The organism is Caulobacter sp. GW821-FHT09H08, assembly GCF_059415885.1.
In genome coordinates this window covers 295,772-316,462 of record NZ_JBWKOC010000005.1, presented here as the reverse complement: position 1 = coordinate 316,462, position 20,691 = coordinate 295,772, and the positions used below count along the sequence as shown (strand labels likewise).

Below are 20,691 nucleotides of genomic sequence, written 5' to 3'. Positions count from 1 at the left end.
TTTCATGAACGCCGCCAAGGCCTTGTGCACGCTTCTGGCGGTGGTTTCGCTTGCGCCGGTTTCCGCGGTCGCCGGCCCGCGCGTGATGTCCTTGGACTCCTGCGCGGACCAGTACGTCCTGGCCCTGGCCCCGCGCGACAGCATCGTCGGCCTTTCGCACCGGGCGATCTCGCGCGACAGCTACATGCGCCGCCAGGCCGCTGGCCTGCCGCTGCGCCGCGCCACCTTCGAGAGCCTGGTCGCCGCCAAGCCCGACGTGGTGGTGCGCCTGTGGGGCGGTGACGCCCGGCTGTCCAAGGCCCTGGAGAAGAAGGGCGTCGCGACGGTCGCCCTGGACGACGCCGCCGACTTCGAGGGCGTCCGCGTCAATCTCCGCAAGGTCGCCGTTGCCCTGGATCGCAAGGCGCAAGGCGAGGCGGTCATCGCGCGCATGGACGCCCAGCTGGCCCGCTCGGCCGGAGCGGGACGGGGGCGTTCGGCGCTCTACCTGACGCCGGGCGGCTATACCGCCGGCTCAAGCACCTTGATCGACGCGACGCTGAAGGCCGCCGGCTATTCCAACGCCCAGACCGCGCCTTACTTCGCGCCAGTGTCGCTGGAGCAGATGGTCATGAAGCCGCCTGCCGCCCTGGTGCTGGGCCTGTTCGACATGGCGCGCGCCGGTTCGGACCGCTGGGGTCCAGGCCGCCACGCCGCCCTGCAACGCGCCGTGAAGACGCGCACCGTCGCCTCGCTGCCGGCCAAGGTGGTCGGCTGCCCTGGCTGGTTCGCGGCCGACGGCGTCGAAACGCTGGCGAGGGCCGCCCGATGAGCTTGCCACGCCTCTGCTTCCTGATGCTGCTGGTCTTGGCCGGCGCGGCGATCCTGGCCGTGTCGCTGGGCGAGACGCCGTTTGCCTTCGTACAATACGCCCAGGCCTTGAGCCACCCGGCCTCGCCGCCGGGCGAGGTGCTGTGGACCATCCGGGCGCCGCGCGTGGTCGTGGCGGCCTTGGTCGGCGCCGCCCTCGGCCTTGCCGGCGCGACCATGCAGGGTCTGCTGCGCAATCCCTTGGCCGATCCCGGCGTGCTGGGCGTCTCCGCCGTGTCGGGGCTGGGCGCGGCGTTCGCGATCTCGGCGGGCCTGGCCGTCGTGCCGGGCGGCATCGAGCTCTCGGCCCTGGCGGGCGCGCTGGTCGCCGGCGCCATGGTCGTGGCCCTGGCCGCACGGTTCCGCGAGCCCGAGGCGCTGATCCTGTTCGGCGTGGCCCTGTCGGCGTTCGGGGGCGCGCTGACGGCCCTGGTTTTCAACCTGTCGCCCTCGCCGGTGGCGACGGCCGAGATCCTGGCCTGGCTGATGGGTTCGGTCGAGAACCGCGACGCCATGGACGCGGTGCGGGCCCTGGTTCCGATGGCTCTCGGCGCGGCGCTGTGCGTCAAGGCCAGCGGCGGTCTGCGGATGCTGACCCTGGGCGAAGAGGCCGCGCGGATGTCGGGCCTGCCGATGGCGCGACTACGGGTCTACGCCGTTGCCGGTTCGGCCCTGCTGACCGGAGCGGCCGTGGCGGCGGCGGGCGTGATCGGCTTCGTCGGCCTGGCCGCGCCGCATCTCGTGCGCGCCTTGGTCAAGGACGATCCCAAGCGCATCCTCTGGCCCTCGGCCCTGGCTGGCGCACTGCTGATGGTGCTGTCGGACCTGGCCGCCCGGATGATCCCGACCGAGCAGGAGCTGAAGCTGGGCGTGGTTACGGCCCTGTTCGGCGCGCCGGCCTTCGCCCTGCTGGCCTGGCGAGCCTCGCGGAGCTGGCGGGCATGAGCGCGCTCTGGACGCTGACCGCGATCACCGCGCGCCAAAGCCGCAAGACGGTGCTGGAGGGCGCCTCACTGACCGTCGCCTCGGGCGAGGTGGTCGGTGTCGTCGGCCCCAACGGCGCGGGCAAGACCAGCCTGCTGCGCGCGGGCCTGGGTCTGCTGCCTTTGTCGACGGGCGAGGCGAGGCTATCGGATCGCCCGCTCGCCCAGCTGAAGCCCGATGAGCGCGCCAAGCTGGTCGGTTACCTGCCGCAGGACCGCCGCGTGGCCTGGAACCTGCCGGCCCGCATGGTCGCCGCTCTGGGCGCGACCGACCTGGCGGACAGCGCCGCCGACGCGCTGGCGCGCGAATGCCTCGACCGGGTGGGCGCGGGCGACCTCGCCGATCGCGGCGTGTTGGACATGTCCGGCGGCGAGCGGGCCAGGGTGCTGCTGGCGCGGCTCCTGGCCACCCGCGCGCCACTGCTGGTCGCTGACGAGCCGGTGGCGGGCCTGGATCCCGACGCCCAACTGCTCACCCTCGACTTGCTCCGAGCTGAAGCCGCCAAAGGCGCGGGTGTGGTGGTGACCTTGCACGATCTGGGCCTGGCTGCCCGGTCCTGCGACCGCATCGTCGTGGTCTCGCACGGCCGCATCGTCGCCGAAGGCTCGCCGCGCGTGGCGCTGTCGCGCGAGGTGCTCAGCCAGGTCTTCCTGCTGGATGGCGAACTGGTGGAAACCTCGGCGGGGCCCGTGCTTGCGGCGAAGCGGGCCTAAGCCCAAACACCCGATCTTCCCGGCGAATGCCGGGGAAATCGGGTCCTGAGAGTCTAAGGCTGGGCCGTCGCCGTATCGGCCGAGGCCACCGCCGGCGTGTAGACATAGCCGCCACGCTTGAGATCGGTGGACAGGGTCAAGGGCGCCACGCCGCCGTTCAGGCGAGCGCGGTAGACCATGGTCGTCTCCAGCGTCCGCATCACGTAGTTGCGGGTCTCCGAGAACGGGATGCACTCGATGAAGTCCAGCGGATCGGTGCCCGCGCCACGCGGGTCGCCGCAGAGGCCGGCCCAGGCGGCGGGACGGCCCGGACCGGCGTTATAGGCGGCGGCGGCCATGATGTACGAGCCACGGAAGCCGTTGATCATGTCGCCCAGGTACACCGAACCCAGGCGCATGTTGTACGAGGCCTCGCCGAGGCGATCGATGCTGTGGGCCTCGCCCAGTTTGCGCGCGACCTGCGAGGCGGTGGCCGGCATCAGCTGCATCATGCCGCGCGCGCCGACGCCCGAGCGGGCGGCCGGGTCGAAATTGCTTTCCTGGCGCGAGATCGAATAGACGAACGCCGTCTCGGCCGCGCCCGGACCCGGGGTGAAGTGGTGGTCCAGCAGCGGATAGCCGCGCTCGCTCAGGATCATGCCGCGCTGGGCGGCGGTGCGGACGGCCCGCATGGCCAGGTCCTGGTCGCCATAGCCGCGCGCGAAGTCGACCAGCAGGGCGCTTTCCTCGGCGTTGGGCAGGGTGTCGTCGATATAGAGCACCAGGCTGCGGAACAGGTCCTTGGAGCCGATGTCGGCCAGGATTCGCGCGGCGCGAACCTGCTCGCGACCATAGAAGCGGGCGCGGTCGGCCTGGGTGATGACCGGGTCGCGGTCCAGGCGCAGCTCTTTCAGGCCCGCCTTCTCGGCGGCTAGCTGGCCATAGAAGGTGGTGATGTAGCGCGCGCCTTCGCCGTAGAAGGCCTGGGCGGCAATCGGGTCGCCCTGCGCCTCGGCGGCGCGGCCCTGCCAGTAGAGGGCGCGGCCCTTGGTGATCGGCGAGGCGCCGACGGCGGCGATCTGGGCAAAGTGGGCGGCGGCCGCGTCGGCGTTCTTCAGGCGGGTCAGGGCGATCCAGCCGGCGTAGAACTCGCTCTCGGCGATGTCGGCGGGCGCGATGGCCTGGGTGTTGGCGGCGGCGGCATAGGCGCCGCTGCTGTCGCCCGAGCGCAGGGCCGAGACGATCAGCTGCTTGCGCTCCTTCCAGATCGCGGTCGAGGCTTCCTCGGTCGGCGGGGCCGGGAAGTTGACCACCATCGGCAGGGCCAGGGTGTCCATGCCCCGGCGGCGCAGATAGGCGGCGCGCTCGAACACCACGCCCGGCGTGACCTGCAGGTCCGGCGTCAGGCCGTTGTAGAGCTCGTTGGCGGAGGCCGAGTTGGCGCGATAGGCCATGCGCACGCGAGCGGTGGCGGCCTGGGTGTCGGACAGGGTGGCGACCATGTCGCGAGCCGCCGGGCCTTGCTGGCCGTACAGCAGGATGTCGGCGCGGCGGGCGTAGTCGTCGGCGGTCAGCATGCCGCCGAAGCGGGCGATCATGGCGCGCTGGGCGTCGGCTTCGAACACCTTGTCGCGGAAGGTGCGGCGGATGAGGTCGGTGGCCTGCTGGGCCTTGCCGGTCGCCTGCCAGGCGCTGGCCAGGGCCATCGCGCCATCGGCCGTGGCCGGCTGGGCGCCGCCGAACCAGGCGATGATGCGGGCCGGATCGAGACCCGAGGTGGACAGGCCCTTCTCGGCGGCGGCGTCGCGGCGGGCGCCGCGCGGCCAGCCGGCGAGGTCGCGGCGGGCGGCGTCCAGCTCGAAGAAGCTCAGGGCCTCGGCGTTGCTGTCCACCAGCTGCCATTGGGCGATCTTCTTGGCGATCGGATCCTGCAGGCTGTCCATGGCCATGCGCGCGCCCGACACGTCGCCGCGCTTGGCGGCCGCCAGGGCGGTCTGCAGGTTGGCGGCGTCGGTGTCCGTGAGAGCGGCCGAGACGGCGGTCGGCGGCGTCGTGATCAGGCCGGGCTGGCTCTGCGAGGTGGCATAGCTCGAGGTCGTCTGGGCGTCCGCCGCCCCGACCATGGCCACGATACAAGCTCCCCCGAGCAGCAACCGACGCATCACTGAAGCCAAAACGCTCTCCATAGTCAGGCCCACGAGAAGCCTTTTACGCGAATCGAAGCCCACGCCCTATGCGACGATTCAGGCCCTAATAGGTTTATGTCCCGTTGGCGGGCTTGACCGCAGGGCCTTCGCCCATCAAATCCGCACGTGTCCCGAAGCATCGGTTGCGATGCGACGGGGTAGGGACATATTGTCCGCCCCCATCATCCTGCCGCAACCGACGCGGCGTCTGCTCACGGCAATTTGCAAGTCATGGTCCATTCTCCGTTCAAGGGCGTCCTTCCGGCCCTCGTCACGCCGTTCCAGAACGGTGAGGTGGATGAGAAAGCCTTCGTGGCTCTCGTCGAGCGCCAGATCGCGGGCGGCGTGCACGGGCTGGTGCCCGTCGGCACCACCGGCGAGACCTCGACCCTGTCGCACGAAGAGCACAAGCGCGTCGTCGAGCTGTGCGTGAAGACGACGGCCGGTCGCGTGCCGATCATCGCCGGCGCGGGGTCGAACTCGACCGACGAAGCCATCATGCTGGTCCGCCACGCCAAGGCCGTCGGCGCCGACGCGGCCCTGGTCGTGACGCCGTATTACAACCGCCCGAGCCAGGAGGGCATGTATCAGCACTACAAGGCGATCAACGACGCCGTGGAGCTGCCGGTGTTCGTCTACAACGTGCCGGGTCGCTCGGGCGTCGACATCTCGAACGAGACCCTGGAGCGCCTGTCCAAGCTGCCGAACATCATCGGTATCAAGGACGCGACCGGCGACCTGACGCGGATCAGCTTCCAGCGCCTGATGTGCGGCCCCGACTGGGTGCTGCTGACGGGCGACGACCCGACGGCCCTCGGCTACATGGCCCACGGCGGTCACGGCGTGATCTCGGTCACCTCGAACGTCGCGCCGGAAGCCTGCTCGGCCTTCATGAACGCCTGCATGCAGGGCGCCTGGGAAACCGGCCTCTACTGGCAGGACCGCCTGGTGCGCCTGCACAAGGCCCTGTTCCTGGACAGCTCGCCGGCCCCGACCAAGTTCGCCCTGGCGCATCTGGGTCTGTGCTCGGAAGACGTCCGCCTGCCGATCACGCCCTGCGCCGAAGCCGTGCGTCCCGTCATCCTGGAGGCCATGCGCGAGGCTGGCCTGTCGTAATGACCAAGCCGATCGCGGAGAACCGGCGCGCCCGGTACGACTACTTCATCGAGGAGGTCTTCGAGGCCGGCATCATGCTGACCGGCACCGAGGTGAAGTCGTTGCGCGTCGGCCGGGCCAATATCGCTGAGTCCTACGCTTCGGTCGAAGGGCGTGAGATCAAGCTCATCAACGCCGACATTCCGCCCTACGGCCACGCCAACCGTTTCAATCACGAGCCGCGCCGGCACCGGAAGCTGCTGCTGCATCGCAAGCAGATCGACAAGCTGATCGGCGCGGTCCAGCGCGATGGCCGGACGATGATCCCGCTGAAGCTCTATTGGAACGAGAAGGGCCTGGCCAAGCTCGAGATCGGCCTGGCGAAGGGCAAGAAGAACCACGACAAGCGCGAGACCGAAGCCGCTCGCGACTGGCAGCGCGACAAGGCCCGCCTGATGAAGAGCGGCGGCCGGGACGACTGAGGCGGCTTAGCGCAGGCCCAGGACCGTAAAGCCGATCGCCAGCCCTGCCACGAACGCGCCGGCGCTGAGGTAGAGGAACGCCCGGATCTCGGTGCGCAGGTGGTGACGGGGCTGGGCGTTGTGCGCCTGGGCCATGACGTGGCTCCCGCTGACCGCGCCCGTCGCGAGCGCGGCGGATCAGTTCCGAGCCATGATGTTAGCCCTAACATCGCCGGACGATTGTCAACGATTGTAAAGCTAGGTTGTGGAATCCTCGCGCCGCATCCGTAGGGCGGCGGCGATCGTCCAGCCGGCGAAGGCCAGCACCACGAAAAGCGCGCCATGGATCGTCGGCCGCCAGGTCCCGGTCGCCAGCCAGACCAGGAAGGCGCCCGACAGCACCAGGCCGCCGATCGCCAGGCCCTTGGCCTGCTTCAGCAGCGCCAGGCTGAACAGGCCGATCGCGATCATGCCCTGGGCGTAGTGGACCGTCGCGAAGCCCTGGTTCAGCCAGTACCCGAAGTGACGGAGCGCGCTCAGCATCTCGGCCGGGAACTCCGCCTTCTGGGCCGCGTGGGCGATCTCCGGCGCGACCAGGCCGCTCAGGATCGCCGCGCCCATGCCGGCGAACAGGCTGAAGGCCATGGCGCAGGTCGCAAGACCCACCAAGGGCCGTCGGATGTCGATCCAGCGCGCCAGCTCCAGATAGCCATAGGCGAACAGGGGCATGACCAAGAGGCCGGTCCAGTGCACGGCGTCGTTCAGGTCGATATGGCCGACGGCCGGTCCGCCGGTGTGGCTGGGATGGACCGCCATCAGCAGGATGTAGGCCAGGCCGCCGGCGATCAGGGCCAGGGCGCCGCTCTTGGTTCGCATGGATATCTCCGTTCGTTGTCCTTGCCGTGCCCGCCTCCGACCTGCGACACCAGGGGGCCAAGGCCGCTTCGGCGGCGTTCCGGGACACGGGAGGGGTCTTTGTCCGGCAAAAACATCGACCAGCGCGCCGCCCGGACCCGCGGTCAGTTGGCGCGAGCGCTGATCGCTCTCAGTCAGGCGGGCGATATCGATTCCCTCGGCGTGGGCGATATCGCGCGGACGGCCGGGGTGGGACGCTCGACCTTCTATGCCCACTTCAAGGATCGCGACGACTTCTTCCGGCGCTCGTTCGCGGGGATGATCGGGATGTGCGACGCCCGGGCGCGAGAGGACGGCTCGGACGACGTCCTGCCGGTTGGCCACCTGATGAACCACATCGCGGGCAACCGGATCTTCGCCACCAGCGTCGCGCGCTCGCGGGCGTTGGAGACGATGCTGGTCGCGGGAGAGGCGCGGCTGCGCCAGATCGCCGAGGCGCGGCTGGAGGCCCTGCGCCCGGATCTGTCCGGCGAGGCGCGACGGCAGATGGCGGTGTTCCTGGCCGGCGGGCTGATCGGCCAGATGCGGTTATGGCTGTCGAGCGGTGGCGTCAGCGCGCCGGACGCCGTGATCGCGGCGCACCGGGCGCTGTCGGCGGCGGTGGTTTCGGCTCAGGCCAGCGCGGGCAGTTCGTAGACCTGCGAGGCCACGCCCTGCTCGAACAGCTCGCCACAGATGGCGAGCGCCCGCTGATAGGCGGTCTCGACATTGTCGAAAAGTTCGGCCGGTCGCCCGTCCTCGATGACGATCCAGCCCTCGGTGACGGGGGCGATCTCGATACGCTGGCAGTGCGCGGCGTCTTCCCTCACGACGACGAGCTCCCTGATGCGGCCCGCGCCCTATGGTGAGCGCTGGATCGTCCTTAACGCGAGTCTCCTGTGGGACATTGTCAAGGATTGTAACAGGGGGCGGACGATCTCCCGGGATCGGGGATTCAACCGTTCTCGAGGGCCAGCAGGGCGAAGGTCGCCAGCCAGTGCTCGCCCATATAGTCGCCCGAGACGTGCGGCACGGCGGCGGCCAGGTGGGTCATCGCCGCGTTGATCGCATGGTGCTTGGCCGGATCGGCCTCGGACATGGTGCTGGCCAGCAGGCGCCAGCACCAGGCGCGTGACAGGTTCAGGCCGTCCAGGTGAGCGATCTTGCCGTCGGTGCGGTCGCTGACGCGCGCCGGGGTGAACAGCGCCGCCGGCTGCTTGTCGGCCAGATCGGGCAGGAAGCGCGGGAACCACAGTTCGAACCGCTCGCGCGACAGCAGCCGGCGCATGCACTCGGCCTCGATCAGGGCAGGGGAGAGGAAGTCGTCGCCGGACGGCTCCCAGGCCTGGCAGGCGGCGTCCTGACCGTACCAGACCAGAGCCCGGCTCTGCATCAGGTCGAAGAACGGCTGGTCGCCGGTCATCTCGGCGAACTCGTAGGCCAGGGCCAGCGCGAAGGCGGTGTTGTAGTGCGTGCCCGCGCGGACGGGATAGTCGGCGATGGGCAGGAAGGCCTCGAACCGCGCCTTGAACGCCAGCGCCAGCGGCATGTGGGTCGCGGCCCACGGACGGTCGCGGTGGCGCAGCAGTTCGGCCTGCAGCATCAGGCTCCAGGCCCAGCCATAGGGGCGCTCGAAGCCCCGGCTCTCGGGACGCGCCAGATAGGCGACCTCGCTGGCGACCTTCTCGGCGGTGAAGGCGTCGTCGAACAGGGCGACGATCTGCTCGGCCTCGGGCATTTCGGGGCGCAGCCGCAGCAGGGTCGCCAGCAGCCAGTAGCCGTGCACGCAGGAATGCCAGTCGAAGCTGCCGAAGAAGATCGGATGCAGGTCGCGGGGCGAGCGGACATCGTCCGGCCCGGCCATCACGTGGTCCAGCTTGTTGGGGTACTCACGGGTCAGATGACCAAGGGCGATCTTGGCGAAGCGCGAGGCGGTGGAGCGGGCAAGGCTCATTTGTGAAAAGCGAGGGCGTTCATCAGGACCACGTTGACGACCAGCATCAGCACCGCGGTCGGCGCCTGGGCGCGGATCACGGCGTAGCGGTCCTTCAACTGCAGCAGGGCGGCCGGCACAAGGTTGAAATTGGCCGCCAGCGGCGTCAGCAGCGTTCCGCAGAAGCCCGACAGCATGCCGATGGCGCAGACCACGGCCGGATCGCCGCCGAAACGACCGATGACCAGGGGCAGGGCGATGCCGGCGGTCATCACCGGGAAGGCGGCGAAGGCGTTGCCCATCATCGTCGTAAAGGCCGCCATGCCCAGGCAGTAGGCGGCGACGGCGGCGAAGCGGCTGTCGACGGGCGTGATCATCACTGCCAGCTCGCCGATGGTCTTGCCGACGCCGGCCAGGGCGAAGACCGCTCCGAGGGCCGCGAGCATTTGCGGGAGGAGCGCGGCCCAGCCGACCAGGTCCATCAGGCGGCGGCCTTCCTGCACCGGCGCGGCGGCGGGCTGGCGGAACATGAGCTTGGCCAGGATCGCGGCGACCAGGGCCGCGAAGGCTAGGGAGATCAGCGTCGCCTGCTTGGGATCGACCAGCGGCGCGCCGTTGATGGTCAGTCGTTTGAGGGTCAGTGAGCCGGCCAGCACCAGCACCGGGATGACCAGAGCAGGAATGTAGAGGCGCGCGCCATGGGTCGCCGCCAGGCTCTCGCGCTCGCCGGGCGAGGTGGACTTCGGCGCGCCCACGCCCAGTTGACCGAACCCGGCGATCAGGGCGAGCGCCAGCGCCAGGATCCCGTTGCCGAGATCGCCCAGGCGGTCGCCAGCGAGGAAGCTGATCGCGAACAGCCCCCAGAACGCGGCGTTGCCGAAGCGCTTGGGGTTCGCACGGTCGGCGGCGCTGAGGCCCGCGAAGGCCGCGAACATCAGGCCGGCCAAGAGATAGACCAGGGGAAGGCCGATCATGGCTGGACCTCATCCTTGGCAAGGCCGCGGTCGAACAGCAGCAGCCGCGCCGCATGGATCAGGAAGGCGCAGATCGCCGTCGGGATCGCCCAGACGGACAGGGCCAGAGGCTCCACCGTGATGCCGCTCTGGTCCAGGAAGCCGACGATCAGCAGGATCGAGCCGATGGCCAGGAAGATGTCCTCGCCGAAGAACAGGCCGACATTGTCGGTGGCGGCGCTCATCGCTTTCACCCGTTCGCGGTGGTCGTCCGACAGAGGGCCGGCGGCCGCCTCGGCCATGGGGGCCACCAGCGGCCGAACGGTCTGGGCCTGGCCGGCGACCTGGGTCATGCCCAGCGCCGCCGCGATCTGGCGCACGGCCAGATAGGCGATCAGCACCCGGCCGGGCGTCGCCGCCTTGAGGCCCTGGATCGTCCGACGCGCCTGTTCTTGCAGGCCGGCCCGCTCCAGCACTCCGATCGCGGGCAGGACCAGCCAGGCGACGCTGACATAGCGGTTGGTGTTGAAGGCCTTGCCGAACGCGGCCAGCACCTCGACGGGCCCGAGGCCGGCCGCGAGCCCCGAGGTCATGGCGGCGACGATCACGACCAGCAGCGGATTGAAGCGCAGGGCGAAGCCCAGCACGATCACCGCCACGCCCAATAGGGTCAGCATTCCCCCGCGACTCCCCCTCGTTCGAAGGGACGGTCCGACGCCAGGGCGAGGCTGGCAAGCGGGCAGGGCGGTTTATCGGGCCTCTTGACGGTGAGGCGCCCCGGCGCGAGGCTCTAAGTCAACAATGATAACCTACGGGAGGCTCACCATGGCCGACGGTGCTCTGCCCATCACGTCCCTCAAGGGCAAGGTCAGCGAAGCGGAGTGGCAGGCGCGGGTCGATCTCGCGGCGCTCTATCGTCTCGTGGCCCTGCACGGCTGGGACGACATGATCTTCACCCACATCTCGGCCCGCATTCCGGGTCCCGAGCATCACTTCCTGATCAATCCGTACGGCATGTTCTTCGGCGAGATGACCGCCTCGTGCCTGGTCAAGGTCGATCTGGACGGCAACGTCATCGACAAGACGCCGTACTACATCAATCCGGCGGGCTTCACGATCCACTCGGCCATCCACGCCGCGCGCGAGGACGCCCATTTCGTCATGCACCTGCACAGCGACCAGGGCGTGGCGGTGTCGGCGCACAAGGAAGGGCTGCTGCCGCTGACGCAACATGCGCTTATCGCCTTGCCTCAACTCGCCTATCACGATTATGAAGGAATTGCTCTCAACTTGGACGAGCGGGAACGGCTGGTGGCCGACCTGGGCGCGACCAAGAAGCTGATGATGCTGCGCAACCACGGCACGCTGTCGGTGGGCAGCTCGGCGGCCGAGTGCTGGTTGGGGATGTTCTTCCTGGAGCGAGCGTGCGCGCAGCAAGTCATGGCTCTGTCGATCGGGCGCGAGAACGTGCTCCTGGCGCCCGATGGCGCGCAGGAAGAGGTGCGCAAGCAGACCGGCATGGGCATGGGCATGATCGGCGGCCTGGCGTGGCCGGGCTGTCTGCGCAGGCTGGATCGCGAGCTGCCGGGCTACGCGGACTAGGCTACGTTCTCGAAACACCGAAGGCCGTCGCGATCCTGGCGATCGCGGCGGCTTTTTCATGCCTGGGCGCCGGCGCGGCCCAGGCCGGCGCCTGGCCGCTGGAGAAGGGCAAGACCCAGGTCATCGCCAAGTACGAGCGCACGACCGCCGACCAGGCCTATGACCCGAACGCCGTGCTGGTCCCCGTGCCGCGCCGTCGGGACGAGAACCTGTCGCTGTTCGCGGAACATGGCCTGTCATCGCGCCTTACCTTGCAGGCCAAGGCCGGGGTCACGCGGGGCGAGGACCCGTTCGTTAGCTATTCGGGGCGCGGTCCGCTCGAACTCGGTCTGCGCTGGACCGCCCGCCGCACCGACCGTTCGTCGCTCGCCGTCTATGTCGGCGCGGCCGAGCCGGGCGAGGGCCGCAATGCGGGCTACGCCGCGCCGGGGCAGGGGAGCCTGGACCTGGAGGCGCGGGTCCTCTACGGCCGTTCGGGCGTGTGGCGCGGGCGAAAGGTCTATGTCGATCTCCAGGCCGCCCGGCTGCAACGCCGAGGTCTCGCCGACGAGAACCGCCTCGATACGACCCTGGGCGTCAAGGTCAGCGATCGCTGGGAAGTGCTGGTCCAGACCTATGCCGGCCAGGCCGACCAAGGCGCCGTACGAGCCCGCTGGCTGAAGACTGAACTCTCCGTTGTCAGAGCATTCGGCGACTGGAGCCTGCAGGCCGGATGGCGCGACACGGTGTCGGGTCGCGAGACTGCCCGAGATCGCGGCGTCGTGCTCGCCGTATGGCGTCGGCTGTAGCTTGTTTCAGGGCTGCAATAGTCAGTCATCCGCCTGTCACTGGACGCCGCTTTAGGCTGCGGTCATATCTCGCCGCACTTATCACTTCGCCGAGTCTGTTCGGCGCCCGGAGCGTTTCGTTGATCCGCAGGCACTTCTTCCTCGTGGTGGCCCTGGTCGCCGTTGTCCTGATGCTGGTGGTGGGCGGCGTGAAGCTGGCCTTCGCCAATAAGGAAACCAAGGGCGCGGGCGGCGGCGGTCGCGCGACCAATGTCTCCCAGGCCGTGGTCGGCACGCGTCCGTTCACGGATCGCATCGAGGTGCTGGGCGCGGCCAAGGGCCGGCAGTCGGTGACGATCACGTCCAACACCGCCGAACTTATCACCGCCGTGCACTTCGCCGACGGCCAGGCCGTCTCGCGCGGTCAGGTGCTGGTCGAGCTGAAGGCCGACTCCGAGGACGCCGGCATCGCCGAGGCCAAGGCGCGCGCCGCCCAGGCCGAGCGCGACTACAAGCGCTGGAAGACCCTGGCCGACCAGGGCATCGCCCCGCGCGCCACGGCCGAGCAGTATCTGGCCAGCTACGAGACGACCAAGGCCGCCGTGGCCTCGGCCCAGGCCAACAAGCTGGATCGCGTGATCCGCGCGCCGTTCGCCGGTCGCGTCGGCATTTCGGACGTCGCGCCGGGCATGCTGATCAGCCCGGGCACCGCGATCGTCAGCCTCGACGACGCCTCGGTGATCCGCGTCGATTTCTCGGTGCCGGACCGCTACCTGCAGACCCTGCGCATCGGCCTGCCGATCGCCGCGCGGCCCGACGCGCTGCCGGGCGAGACCTTCGCGGGCAAGATCGCCCAGATCGACACCCGCATCGACCCGACCACCCGCGCCATCAAGGCCCGCGCCGAGTTCCCGAACGCCGGCGGCCGCCTGAAGCCGGGCATGCTGGTCAAGGTCGCCATCGACCAGGGCATGCGCGAGAGCGTCGCCGTGCCGGAAGCGGCCGTGCAGTTCGAAGGCAACCAGGCCTCGGTCTTCCGCATCGCCAAGGGCCCGAAGGGCATGGTCGCGCGCCGCACCGACGTCGACACCGGCATCACCGAAGGCGGCTTCGTCGAGATCCGGGCCGGCCTGAAGAAGGGCGACAAGATCGTGGCCGACGGCCTGAACCGCATCCAGGACGGCGCGTCCGTCGGCGGGGGGAAGGGTGGCCCGGGCGGCGGCAAGGGCGAAGGCAAGGGCCAAAAGGGCGGCGAAAAGGGCGGTTCTGACCGGAAGGCCGGCTGATGCTGTCCGACCTTTCTGTTCGTCGTCCCGTATTCGCCGCCGTCGCGGCGATCATCCTCTGCGTTATCGGCCTGGCGGCCTTTACCTCGCTGCCGATCCGCGAGCTGCCCAGTGTCGATCCGCCCGTCGTGTCGGTCTCGACCAGCTATCGCGGGGCCTCGGCCGAAGTCATCGAGGAGCGCATCACCCAGGTGATCGAGCGCCAGGTGGCCGGCATCCAGGGCATCGACCGCGTGAACTCGAGCAGCCGCGACGGCCGCTCGCAGATCACCATCACCTTCAACCTCGACCGCGACCTCGACGCGGCCGCCAACGACGTGCGCGACGCCGTCAGCCGGGTGACCAGCAACCTGCCGGACCAGGCCGACCCGCCGCAGATCGCCAAGGCCAACGCCGACGCCTCGCCGATCATCATCCTGAACCTGACCTCGACCACGCTGGATCAGCTGCAGCTGGCCGACTACGCCGACCGCTACCTGGTCGAGCGGATGTCGACCATCGACGGCGTGGCCCAGGCCAACCTGTTCGGGGCCAAGATCTACGCCATGCGGATCTGGCTGGACGCCAACGAGATGGCCGCGCGCGGCGTCACGGTGGACGATGTCGAGACCGCCCTGAACGCCCAGAACCTGGAGCTGCCGGCCGGCTCGCTGGAAAGCACCTCCAAGGACTTCACCATCCGCGTGGCCCGCAGCTACGCCAAGCCCGAGGAGTTCGCCCGCCTGCCGCTGCGCGCCGCCAACGGCAGCGGCTATGTCCTGCGCCTGGGCGACGTGGCCCGGATCGAGGAAGGTCCGGACGAGCGTCGCAAGATGTTCCGCGGCAACGGCATCGACCAGGTCGGCATCGGCCTGACCCGCCAGTCGCAAGCCAACGACGTCGCCATTTCCGAGGCCGTCCGCAAGGAAGTCGAGGCGATCAACGAGACCCTGCCGCCGGGCACCAAGATGGTCGTGGCCGTGGACAACTCGGTGTTCACCGCCGAGGCCATCCACGAAGTCTGGATCACCATGGGCATGTCGATCGGCCTCGTGGTGCTGGTCAACCTGATCTTCCTGGGGAGCTGGCGTTCGGCCCTGATCCCGTCGCTGGTCGCGCCGATCTGCATCCTGTCGACCTTCATCGTCCTGGCTCCGCTGGGCTTCTCGCTGAACCTGCTGACCCTGCTGGCCCTGGTGCTGGCCGTCGGCCTGGTCGTCGATGACGCCATCGTCGTGGTCGAGAACATCCAGCGCCGCGTGGACGAGGGCGAGCCGGCCCTGGTCGCCGCCGAGCGCGGCACGCGTCAGGTGTTCTTCGCCGTCGTGGCCACCACGATCGTGCTGATCTCGGTGTTCGCGCCGCTGATGTTCCTGCCCGGCTATATCGGCCGCCTGTTCGTCGAGCTGGCCGTGGCCATCGCCGCCGCCGTGGGCTTCTCGGCTCTGCTGGCGCTCAGCCTGTCGCCGATGATGGCGTCCAAGCTGCTCAAGCCCGCGCACGGGGAGGGCTGGTTGGCCCGCCGCGTCGACGCGGCCATGGACGCGCTGCGCAAGTCGTACCGCGCCTCGCTGGAAAGCATCCTGGGCGGCTGGTCGGCGGCGATCGCCGGCGGCCTCGTCGTGCTGCTGGCGGCCTTCGCGGCCCTGCTGTTCGTCAACCTGCCCAAGGAGTTGGTGCCGCCGGAAGACCGCGGCCGGGTCGACGTGTCGATCAACGGCCCCGAAGGCGCAGGCTACGACTACACCGCCGCCATCGGCCTGAAGGTCGAGAAGATCATCGCCAAGTACCGCGAGCAGGGCGAGGCCGAGCGGACGATCGTGACGATCCCGCGTTTCGGCGGCAATTCGTTCAACAGCGGCAACAGCGTCATCGTCATGAAGCCCTGGGGCGAGCGCACGAAGACCGCAGACCAGGTCGCCGCCGAGCTCAACAAGGATCTGGCCAAGATCACCAGCGTGCGCGCCGTGGCCAGCGTGCGCGGTCCGTTCCAGCGGGGCGGCGGTGGCGGCGGCGGTGGCGGCACCAATGTCGACCTGATCGCCGTCGGCAACGACTACGGCCAGCTGGCCGAATGGCTCAAGCCGATCTTGGACGCGGCCCAGGACAACCCGGGCATGGCGCGTCCGCGCCTGGACTACGAACCGACCGCGCCGCGCCTGTCGGTGCAGATCGACCAGGACAAGGCCGCCAGCCTGGGCGTTTCGGCCCAGTCGATCGGCCGGGCCCTGGAGACCATGTTCGGCTCGCGCCGGGCCACGACCTACATCAAGAACGGCCAGGAATACGACGTCATCGTCCAGACCAACCTGGACCAGCGTCGCAGCATCGAGGACCTGAACCGGCTGAACGTCCGCACCGCGTCCGGCGCGGTGGTGCCGTTGTCGACCGTGGTGACGACCCAGTTGCGGGGCGACACGCCGGACCGTCCGCGCGTCGACCGCCTGCGCTCGGTGACCCTGACCACCCAGCTGAACCCCGGCTACACCGTCGAGAAGGCCGTGGCGTTCTTCAAGGACCAGGCCGACCAGCGGCCGGTTCCGGGCGTCAGCATCAAGTGGGGCGGCCAGGCCAAGGACTATCTGGAAGGCTCGGGCGGCATCGCCGTCGCCTTCGGCCTGGCCCTGCTGCTGGTGTTCCTGGTGCTGGCGGCGCAGTTTGAGAGCTGGATCCACCCGGCCGTGATCATGCTGACCGTGCCGCTGGCGGCGCTGGGCGGCCTGTTCGGCCTGCTGGTGATGGGCTCGACCATCAACACCTACAGCCAGATCGGCCTGATCATCCTGATCGGCATCGCCACCAAGAACGGCATCCTGATCGTCGAGTTCGCCAACCAGCTGCGCGACGAGGGCCTGACCGTGCGCGAGGCGGTGATCGAGGCGGCGGCCCTGCGCCTGCGTCCGATCATCATGACCTCGATCTCCGCCGCCATGGGCGCCCTGCCGCTGATGCTGTGGGCCGGCGCCGGCGCGGGCAGCCGCAAGACCATCGGGTCGGTGATCTTCACCGGTTCGATCTTCGCGACCCTGCTGACGCTCTTCATCGTGCCGGTGTTTTATGACCTCCTGGCGCGCTTCACGAAGTCGCCGGAGTGGACGGCCCGGCAGATCGAGGAGTATGAAGCCGGCGAAAAGAACGGTGAGGGGCAAACTTCACCGGTGTAACCCGGTGAGGAAGCATGCCTGACGGCTCACTGACGGCCAAGCGGCAGGAAATCGCTCTGCTGCGCCGTCTCGAGGAACGGATTCTCTGGTTGGCGGCGTGGACCATCCACAACGCCAACCATATCCGCGAAAGCCGCGACGGCCTGAAGGTCGGCGGCCACCAGGCGTCGAGCGCCTCGATGGCCACCCTGATGACCGCGCTCTACATGAAGGCGCTGCGGCCGCAGGACCGGGTGGCGGTCAAGCCGCACGCCAGCCCGTTGTTCCACGCCATCCAGCACCTGTTCGGCCGCCAGAGCCTGGAAAACCTCCAGCGGTTCCGGGCGCTGGGCGGGGCGCAGTCCTATCCCTCGCGCACCAAGGATGTGGACGACGTCGACTTCTCGACGGGTTCGGTCGGCCTTGGCGTGGCCATGACCGCCTTTGCCTCGCTCACCCAGGATTACCTGGCCGCGCGCGGATCGGTGAAGCCCGAGAAGATGGGCCGGATGATCTCGCTGCTGGGCGACGCCGAGCTGGACGAGGGCAACATCTACGAAGCCCTGATCGAGGCCTGCAAGCACGACATCCGCAACACCTGGTGGATCGTCGACTACAACCGCCAGAGCCTGGACGCGACCACCCAGGACCGGATGTTCACCCGCTATGGCGAGATCTTCGAGGCCGCCGGCTGGACCGTCGAGACGCTGAAGTGGTCCAAGCGCCAGCGCGAGGCCTTCGCCAGGCCGGGCGGCGACAAGCTGCACGAGTGGATCGAGACCGCGCCCAACGACCTGTTCGCGGCCCTGAGCTACCAGGGCGGCGCGGCCTGGCGCGAGCGGCTGAACGCCGACCTGGAGGGTAGCCCCGCGACCCTGGCCCTGATTGCCTCCTACAAGGACGTCGACCTGGCCGAGCTGATGACCGAGCTGGGCGGCCACTGCCTTGAGACCCTGCTGGAGGCCTTCGAGAAGGCGGGCCAGGACGACCGGCCGCGCTTCTTCATCGCCTACACCGTCAAGGGCCTGCGCCTGCCGTTCCAGGGCCACAAGGACAACCACGCCGGCCTGATGACTCCGTCCCAGATCGCCGAGCTGCGTGAGCGCCTCGGTGTGGTCGAGGGCGAGGAGTGGGATCCGCTATCGGGCCTCTCGGCCGCCGAGCGCACCGCGCTGAAGGGCTTGATCGCCCGCGCACCCTTCGCCGCCGAGGTCGAGCGGCAGCACGTGGCCCCGACCATCCCGACGCCGACCGTCGATGAGCTGCTGGCGGCCGTCACCGGCGGCAAGAACGACAGCGAGCAATCGACGCAGGCGGCCTTCGGCAAGGTCATGTTCGAGATCGCCGCCCGCAAGGACGAGTTCGCCGGCCGGGTCGTGACCACCTCGCCGGACGTGACGGTATCGACCAACCTCGGCGGCTTCGTGAACCGACGGGGCGTCTTCCAGCGCCGCGCCCACGACGACGTCTTCAAGCGCCGTCGCATCCCCTCGGCCCAGGTCTGGTCCAAGGCCGAGACCGGCCAGCATGTCGAGCTGGGCATCGCCGAGAACAACCTGTTCATCGCCCTGGCGGCGCTGGGCCTGACCGCGCCGCTGTTCGGCGAGCGGCTGTTCCCGGTCGGGACGCTGTACGACCCGTTCATCGCCCGGGGCCTCGATGCCCTGAACTATGCCTGCTACCAGGACGCCCGCTTCCTGCTGGTCGCCACACCGTCCGGCCTGACCCTGGCTCCCGAAGGTGGCGCGCACCAGTCGATCAACGCCCCGGTCATCGGCATGGCCCAGCCGGGTCTGGACACCTACGAGCCCGCCTTCGCCGACGAGACGGCGGTGCTGATGGCCCACGCCTTCGACTGCATCCAGGCCGAGGACGGCGCCTCGACCTATCTGCGCCTCTCCACCCGCGTCATCGCCCAACCGGAACGGGCGGACGACGCCTGGCGTCAGGGCGTGGTCGACGGGGCCTATTGGCTGAAGGCGCCCAAGCCCGGCGCGAAGCTGGCCCTGGTCTACAGCGGCGCCTTGGCGCCCGAGGCTCTGGCGGCTTTCGAGGCTTTGGCGGAGGATATGCCAGAGGCGGGCCTGCTGGCCGTGACCTCGGCCGATGTCCTGCACCGCGACTGGACCGCTTCAGGCCGCGCGCGCTGGACGGGGGAGGGGAACAAGGCCTCGACCATCGAGGCGCTGCTGGCGCCGCTGGACCGCGACGCCGGCCTGGTCACCCTGACCGACGGCGCGCCTCTGGCCCTGTCCTGGCTGGGCTCGGTGCGCGGGCAGCGCGTGCGGGCCCTCGGGCTTGAGGTGTTCGGTCAGTCGGGCGACCTGCCGGACCTCTACGCGAAATACCGCCTGGACGCGGAAGCCATCCTCGACGCCTGCGCGGACCTGCTGGCCTAGAAGCCTCGCAGGATCGTCTGGCCCGACAGCAGCCCGTCGCGGAAGTGGTAGACCAGCCGCGCCTGGGTGTCGGTCCAGATATGACCGTCCGGGCTCTCAACCGAGTACTGGGCCTCGGTCGTCAGGCTGTCGGCCGTCTCCTCGACGATCCGGATCATCTGGATGTTCGGCAGGATGGTGGCGAAGATGCGGGCGAAGTAGCTGAGCACGGCTTCCTTGCCGACCGGGTCGTCGCCCTCGTCCAGCGTGTTGGGCCAGACCGCCTCGTCGTGGAACAGCGGACGCAGGCGCGCCAGGTCCTTGGCGTTGAACGCCTCATAGGCCTCGTCCAGCACCGCCCGCAGCGTGCTCATGACGCGTTTCCGTCGCTTCCGCTGTCGTCGACGTCCTGCTCGACGATCAGCCCGCTCTCCAGACGATACCAGACGGTGATGGTGTCGTCCTGCCAGAGCCCGCCGCTGGGGCCGCGCGTGACGACGTTCAGCCTGGCGCGTACGCGGTCGTCGGGCTCCAGGACATGGTCCATCACCGTGATCTCCACACGGACCGTCTCGAACAGGTGCTCGAAGTGGGCGCGGATGGCGGCCTCGCCCGCGATCTCGCCGCCTTCCAGCTTATCGATGAAGCGGGCGGTGGGAGCGTAGCAGGCGACGGCGCCCTCGACGTCGCGGCCGTTGACGGCCCGATGCAGTCGTTCCAGCACCTCCGCCACGCCGGAGAAGGTCACGGCCTGGCTGCCCTGCTCGGATTCCATTCGGGCGATCAGGCCGTCGCGGAAACTATAGCGATGGATGACCCGCGTACTGGACCAGACCGAGCCGTCGGCGGCGCTGGTGATGGTCTGGCGCGTCAGGACGTCGACGCGCCCCTCCGGTGTCGTTTTTAGGCTGACCACATCGTAGTGGGCTCGCAGGGGCGAGGTGACTTCGGTGAAATAGGCCCTGACCGCTTCACGGCCTTCCAGCAGGCCGTCCTCGGCCTCGTCGGGCCAGACGACGTCGTCGGCCATCATCGCGACGCAACCCTCGAAGTCGCGGGCGTTGAAGGCCTTGTACAGGCGCGCGATCCGATCTTCGTCGGGCGTCATGGGCCTGGATCCGCGTCCCCCCTGGAAACCATATCCATGCGCCAGAACAGGCCGTCGCGGAGCGTGTAACAATGCCGCACGCACAGGTCCGACCACAGCTGGCCCGAGCGGTTCCAGACCACCTGGTTGGCGTCCACCAGGACGCGGCCGTCGTCCAGCATGTGGACCTCGACCGGCGTGATCTCCACGCGGATGGACGCGTCGTTATAGGTCCAGTAGTCGCGGACGGCCTCGGGACTGGTCAGCACACCGCCGCGCGTCAGGTCCGGCCAGACCAGCTGCGGGTGGACCAGGGCGCGGAACGCCTCGAAGTCGCGCCGCCCGTTGGCGTCGTAGAGGCGCTGGACCAGCTTCTCCAGTTCTGGCGGGGCCGGGCGCACC

The 20,691-nt window shown here is 69.3% G+C and carries 21 protein-coding genes; 11 read left to right on the top strand and 10 right to left on the bottom strand.

Features of this window, described 5'->3' with window-relative positions:
- The first annotated feature begins 4 nt into the window (after nucleotides 1-4).
- The 3 genes from AC07NN_RS19345 to AC07NN_RS19335 are packed head-to-tail and all read left to right on the top strand — an operon-like array spanning nucleotide 5 to nucleotide 2,546.
- Entirely contained in the window at nucleotides 5-811 is an 807-nt protein-coding gene (locus AC07NN_RS19345; protein ID WP_494644776.1) for an ABC transporter substrate-binding protein, read from the top strand.
- Nucleotides 808-1,794 carry a FecCD family ABC transporter permease gene (locus AC07NN_RS19340; RefSeq protein ID WP_494644774.1) on the top strand — a complete coding sequence of 329 codons (987 nt, stop codon included), beginning with the start codon at nucleotides 808-810 and terminating at the stop codon, nucleotides 1,792-1,794. Before AC07NN_RS19345 ends, AC07NN_RS19340 begins: the two co-directional genes overlap by 4 nt.
- Complete coding sequence (locus AC07NN_RS19335) at nucleotides 1,791-2,546, top strand: ABC transporter ATP-binding protein (protein WP_494644772.1); 756 nt, start codon at nucleotides 1,791-1,793, stop codon at nucleotides 2,544-2,546. The genes AC07NN_RS19340 and AC07NN_RS19335 overlap by 4 nt, the downstream gene beginning before the upstream one ends.
- 53 nt (nucleotides 2,547-2,599) lie before the next feature.
- Here the strand turns inward: AC07NN_RS19335 and AC07NN_RS19330 are convergent, their stop codons facing one another.
- Nucleotides 2,600-4,699: a lytic transglycosylase domain-containing protein gene (locus AC07NN_RS19330; protein ID WP_494644769.1), complete on the bottom strand. Its 2,100-nt coding sequence runs from the start codon at nucleotides 4,697-4,699 to the stop codon at nucleotides 2,600-2,602.
- Nucleotides 4,700-4,942: 243 nt separating this feature from the next.
- Here AC07NN_RS19330 and dapA point away from each other — a divergent pair, with 243 nt between their 5' ends.
- Both dapA and smpB read left to right on the top strand, forming a co-directional pair.
- Nucleotides 4,943-5,827: a 4-hydroxy-tetrahydrodipicolinate synthase gene (gene dapA, locus AC07NN_RS19325; protein WP_494644766.1), complete on the top strand. Its 885-nt coding sequence runs from the start codon at nucleotides 4,943-4,945 to the stop codon at nucleotides 5,825-5,827.
- Complete coding sequence (gene smpB / locus AC07NN_RS19320) at nucleotides 5,827-6,288, top strand: SsrA-binding protein SmpB (RefSeq protein ID WP_454716805.1); 462 nt, start codon at nucleotides 5,827-5,829, stop codon at nucleotides 6,286-6,288. Before dapA ends, smpB begins: the two co-directional genes overlap by 1 nt.
- Nucleotides 6,289-6,294: 6 nt before the next feature.
- On the opposite strand, the gene AC07NN_RS19315 is transcribed toward smpB, so the two are convergent.
- Together AC07NN_RS19315 and AC07NN_RS19310 are read right to left on the bottom strand one after the other, a co-directional pair.
- On the bottom strand, nucleotides 6,295-6,423 hold the full coding sequence (locus AC07NN_RS19315) for a hypothetical protein (protein ID WP_494644761.1): 129 nt from the start codon (nucleotides 6,421-6,423) through the stop codon (nucleotides 6,295-6,297).
- Nucleotides 6,424-6,525: 102 nt separating this feature from the next.
- Nucleotides 6,526-7,143: a hypothetical protein gene (locus tag AC07NN_RS19310; protein WP_494644757.1), complete on the bottom strand. Its 618-nt coding sequence runs from the start codon at nucleotides 7,141-7,143 to the stop codon at nucleotides 6,526-6,528.
- A 99-nt stretch (nucleotides 7,144-7,242) separates the two neighbouring features.
- Between AC07NN_RS19310 and AC07NN_RS19305 the strand changes: the two genes are divergently transcribed.
- The gene (locus AC07NN_RS19305) at nucleotides 7,243-7,818 is read left to right on the top strand and encodes a TetR/AcrR family transcriptional regulator (RefSeq protein WP_494644753.1); all 576 of its coding nucleotides are present in this window, start codon (nucleotides 7,243-7,245) and stop codon (nucleotides 7,816-7,818) included.
- On the opposite strand, the gene AC07NN_RS19300 is transcribed toward AC07NN_RS19305, so the two are convergent.
- The 4 genes from AC07NN_RS19300 to AC07NN_RS19285 all read right to left on the bottom strand — a co-directional run bounded on the left by AC07NN_RS19300 (nucleotide 7,794) and on the right by AC07NN_RS19285 (nucleotide 10,724).
- Nucleotides 7,794-7,991 (bottom strand): hypothetical protein, encoded by a 198-nt coding sequence (locus AC07NN_RS19300; RefSeq protein WP_494644751.1) that lies wholly within the window; start codon nucleotides 7,989-7,991, stop codon nucleotides 7,794-7,796. The genes AC07NN_RS19305 and AC07NN_RS19300 overlap by 25 nt on opposite strands.
- 125 nt (nucleotides 7,992-8,116) lie before the next feature.
- The gene (locus AC07NN_RS19295) at nucleotides 8,117-9,115 is read right to left on the bottom strand and encodes a DUF2891 domain-containing protein (protein WP_494644749.1); all 999 of its coding nucleotides are present in this window, start codon (nucleotides 9,113-9,115) and stop codon (nucleotides 8,117-8,119) included.
- Nucleotides 9,112-10,068: a DUF979 domain-containing protein gene (locus AC07NN_RS19290; protein WP_494644746.1), complete on the bottom strand. Its 957-nt coding sequence runs from the start codon at nucleotides 10,066-10,068 to the stop codon at nucleotides 9,112-9,114. The genes AC07NN_RS19295 and AC07NN_RS19290 overlap by 4 nt, the downstream gene beginning before the upstream one ends.
- Nucleotides 10,065-10,724: a DUF969 domain-containing protein gene (locus AC07NN_RS19285; protein ID WP_494644744.1), complete on the bottom strand. Its 660-nt coding sequence runs from the start codon at nucleotides 10,722-10,724 to the stop codon at nucleotides 10,065-10,067. Before AC07NN_RS19285 ends, AC07NN_RS19290 begins: the two co-directional genes overlap by 4 nt.
- Before the next feature lie 148 nt (nucleotides 10,725-10,872).
- Between AC07NN_RS19285 and AC07NN_RS19280 the strand changes: the two genes are divergently transcribed.
- The 5 genes from AC07NN_RS19280 (at nucleotide 10,873) to AC07NN_RS19260 (ending at nucleotide 19,223) form a co-directional block, all read left to right on the top strand.
- On the top strand, nucleotides 10,873-11,649 hold the full coding sequence (locus AC07NN_RS19280; RefSeq protein ID WP_494644742.1) for a class II aldolase/adducin family protein: 777 nt from the start codon (nucleotides 10,873-10,875) through the stop codon (nucleotides 11,647-11,649).
- Between the two features lie 98 nt (nucleotides 11,650-11,747).
- The gene (locus AC07NN_RS19275; RefSeq protein WP_494645030.1) at nucleotides 11,748-12,437 is read left to right on the top strand and encodes a hypothetical protein; all 690 of its coding nucleotides are present in this window, start codon (nucleotides 11,748-11,750) and stop codon (nucleotides 12,435-12,437) included.
- A gap of 119 nt (nucleotides 12,438-12,556) precedes the next feature.
- On the top strand, nucleotides 12,557-13,702 hold the full coding sequence (locus AC07NN_RS19270; RefSeq protein ID WP_494644739.1) for an efflux RND transporter periplasmic adaptor subunit: 1,146 nt from the start codon (nucleotides 12,557-12,559) through the stop codon (nucleotides 13,700-13,702).
- Entirely contained in the window at nucleotides 13,702-16,845 is a 3,144-nt protein-coding gene (locus AC07NN_RS19265; protein ID WP_494644736.1) for an efflux RND transporter permease subunit, read from the top strand. Before AC07NN_RS19270 ends, AC07NN_RS19265 begins: the two co-directional genes overlap by 1 nt.
- Nucleotides 16,846-16,859: 14 nt before the next feature.
- Nucleotides 16,860-19,223 carry a thiamine pyrophosphate-binding protein gene (locus tag AC07NN_RS19260; RefSeq protein ID WP_494644734.1) on the top strand — a complete coding sequence of 788 codons (2,364 nt, stop codon included), beginning with the start codon at nucleotides 16,860-16,862 and terminating at the stop codon, nucleotides 19,221-19,223.
- On the opposite strand, the gene AC07NN_RS19255 is transcribed toward AC07NN_RS19260, so the two are convergent.
- The 3 genes from AC07NN_RS19255 to AC07NN_RS19245 are packed head-to-tail and all read right to left on the bottom strand — an operon-like array spanning nucleotide 19,220 to nucleotide 20,690.
- Entirely contained in the window at nucleotides 19,220-19,576 is a 357-nt protein-coding gene (locus AC07NN_RS19255) for a nuclear transport factor 2 family protein (protein WP_494644733.1), read from the bottom strand. The two genes, AC07NN_RS19260 and AC07NN_RS19255, sit on opposite strands and share 4 nt — an antisense overlap.
- The gene (locus tag AC07NN_RS19250; protein ID WP_494644731.1) at nucleotides 19,573-20,310 is read right to left on the bottom strand and encodes a nuclear transport factor 2 family protein; all 738 of its coding nucleotides are present in this window, start codon (nucleotides 20,308-20,310) and stop codon (nucleotides 19,573-19,575) included. Before AC07NN_RS19250 ends, AC07NN_RS19255 begins: the two co-directional genes overlap by 4 nt.
- Nucleotides 20,307-20,690 carry a nuclear transport factor 2 family protein gene (locus AC07NN_RS19245; RefSeq protein WP_494644728.1) on the bottom strand — a complete coding sequence of 128 codons (384 nt, stop codon included), beginning with the start codon at nucleotides 20,688-20,690 and terminating at the stop codon, nucleotides 20,307-20,309. The genes AC07NN_RS19250 and AC07NN_RS19245 overlap by 4 nt, the downstream gene beginning before the upstream one ends.
- Nucleotide 20,691: the final 1 nt, after the last annotated feature.

Bases quoted from the DNA above. Each gene is read 5' to 3' on its own strand.
- AC07NN_RS19345 (WP_494644776.1), top strand. From the start codon at position 5: ATGAACGCCGCCAAGGCCTTGTGCACGCTTCTGGCGGTGGTTTCGCTT.
- AC07NN_RS19340 (WP_494644774.1), top strand. From the start codon at position 808: ATGAGCTTGCCACGCCTCTGCTTCCTGATGCTGCTGGTCTTGGCCGGC.
- AC07NN_RS19335 (WP_494644772.1), top strand. From the start codon at position 1,791: ATGAGCGCGCTCTGGACGCTGACCGCGATCACCGCGCGCCAAAGCCGC.
- dapA (WP_494644766.1), top strand. From the start codon at position 4,943: ATGGTCCATTCTCCGTTCAAGGGCGTCCTTCCGGCCCTCGTCACGCCG.
- smpB (WP_454716805.1), top strand. From the start codon at position 5,827: ATGACCAAGCCGATCGCGGAGAACCGGCGCGCCCGGTACGACTACTTC.
- AC07NN_RS19315 (WP_494644761.1), bottom strand. From the start codon at position 6,423: ATGGCCCAGGCGCACAACGCCCAGCCCCGTCACCACCTGCGCACCGAG.
- AC07NN_RS19310 (WP_494644757.1), bottom strand. From the start codon at position 7,143: ATGCGAACCAAGAGCGGCGCCCTGGCCCTGATCGCCGGCGGCCTGGCC.
- AC07NN_RS19295 (WP_494644749.1), bottom strand. From the start codon at position 9,115: ATGAGCCTTGCCCGCTCCACCGCCTCGCGCTTCGCCAAGATCGCCCTT.
- AC07NN_RS19290 (WP_494644746.1), bottom strand. From the start codon at position 10,068: ATGATCGGCCTTCCCCTGGTCTATCTCTTGGCCGGCCTGATGTTCGCG.
- AC07NN_RS19285 (WP_494644744.1), bottom strand. From the start codon at position 10,724: ATGCTGACCCTATTGGGCGTGGCGGTGATCGTGCTGGGCTTCGCCCTG.
- AC07NN_RS19280 (WP_494644742.1), top strand. From the start codon at position 10,873: ATGGCCGACGGTGCTCTGCCCATCACGTCCCTCAAGGGCAAGGTCAGC.
- AC07NN_RS19265 (WP_494644736.1), top strand. From the start codon at position 13,702: ATGCTGTCCGACCTTTCTGTTCGTCGTCCCGTATTCGCCGCCGTCGCG.
- AC07NN_RS19260 (WP_494644734.1), top strand. From the start codon at position 16,860: ATGCCTGACGGCTCACTGACGGCCAAGCGGCAGGAAATCGCTCTGCTG.
- AC07NN_RS19255 (WP_494644733.1), bottom strand. From the start codon at position 19,576: ATGAGCACGCTGCGGGCGGTGCTGGACGAGGCCTATGAGGCGTTCAAC.
- AC07NN_RS19250 (WP_494644731.1), bottom strand. From the start codon at position 20,310: ATGACGCCCGACGAAGATCGGATCGCGCGCCTGTACAAGGCCTTCAAC.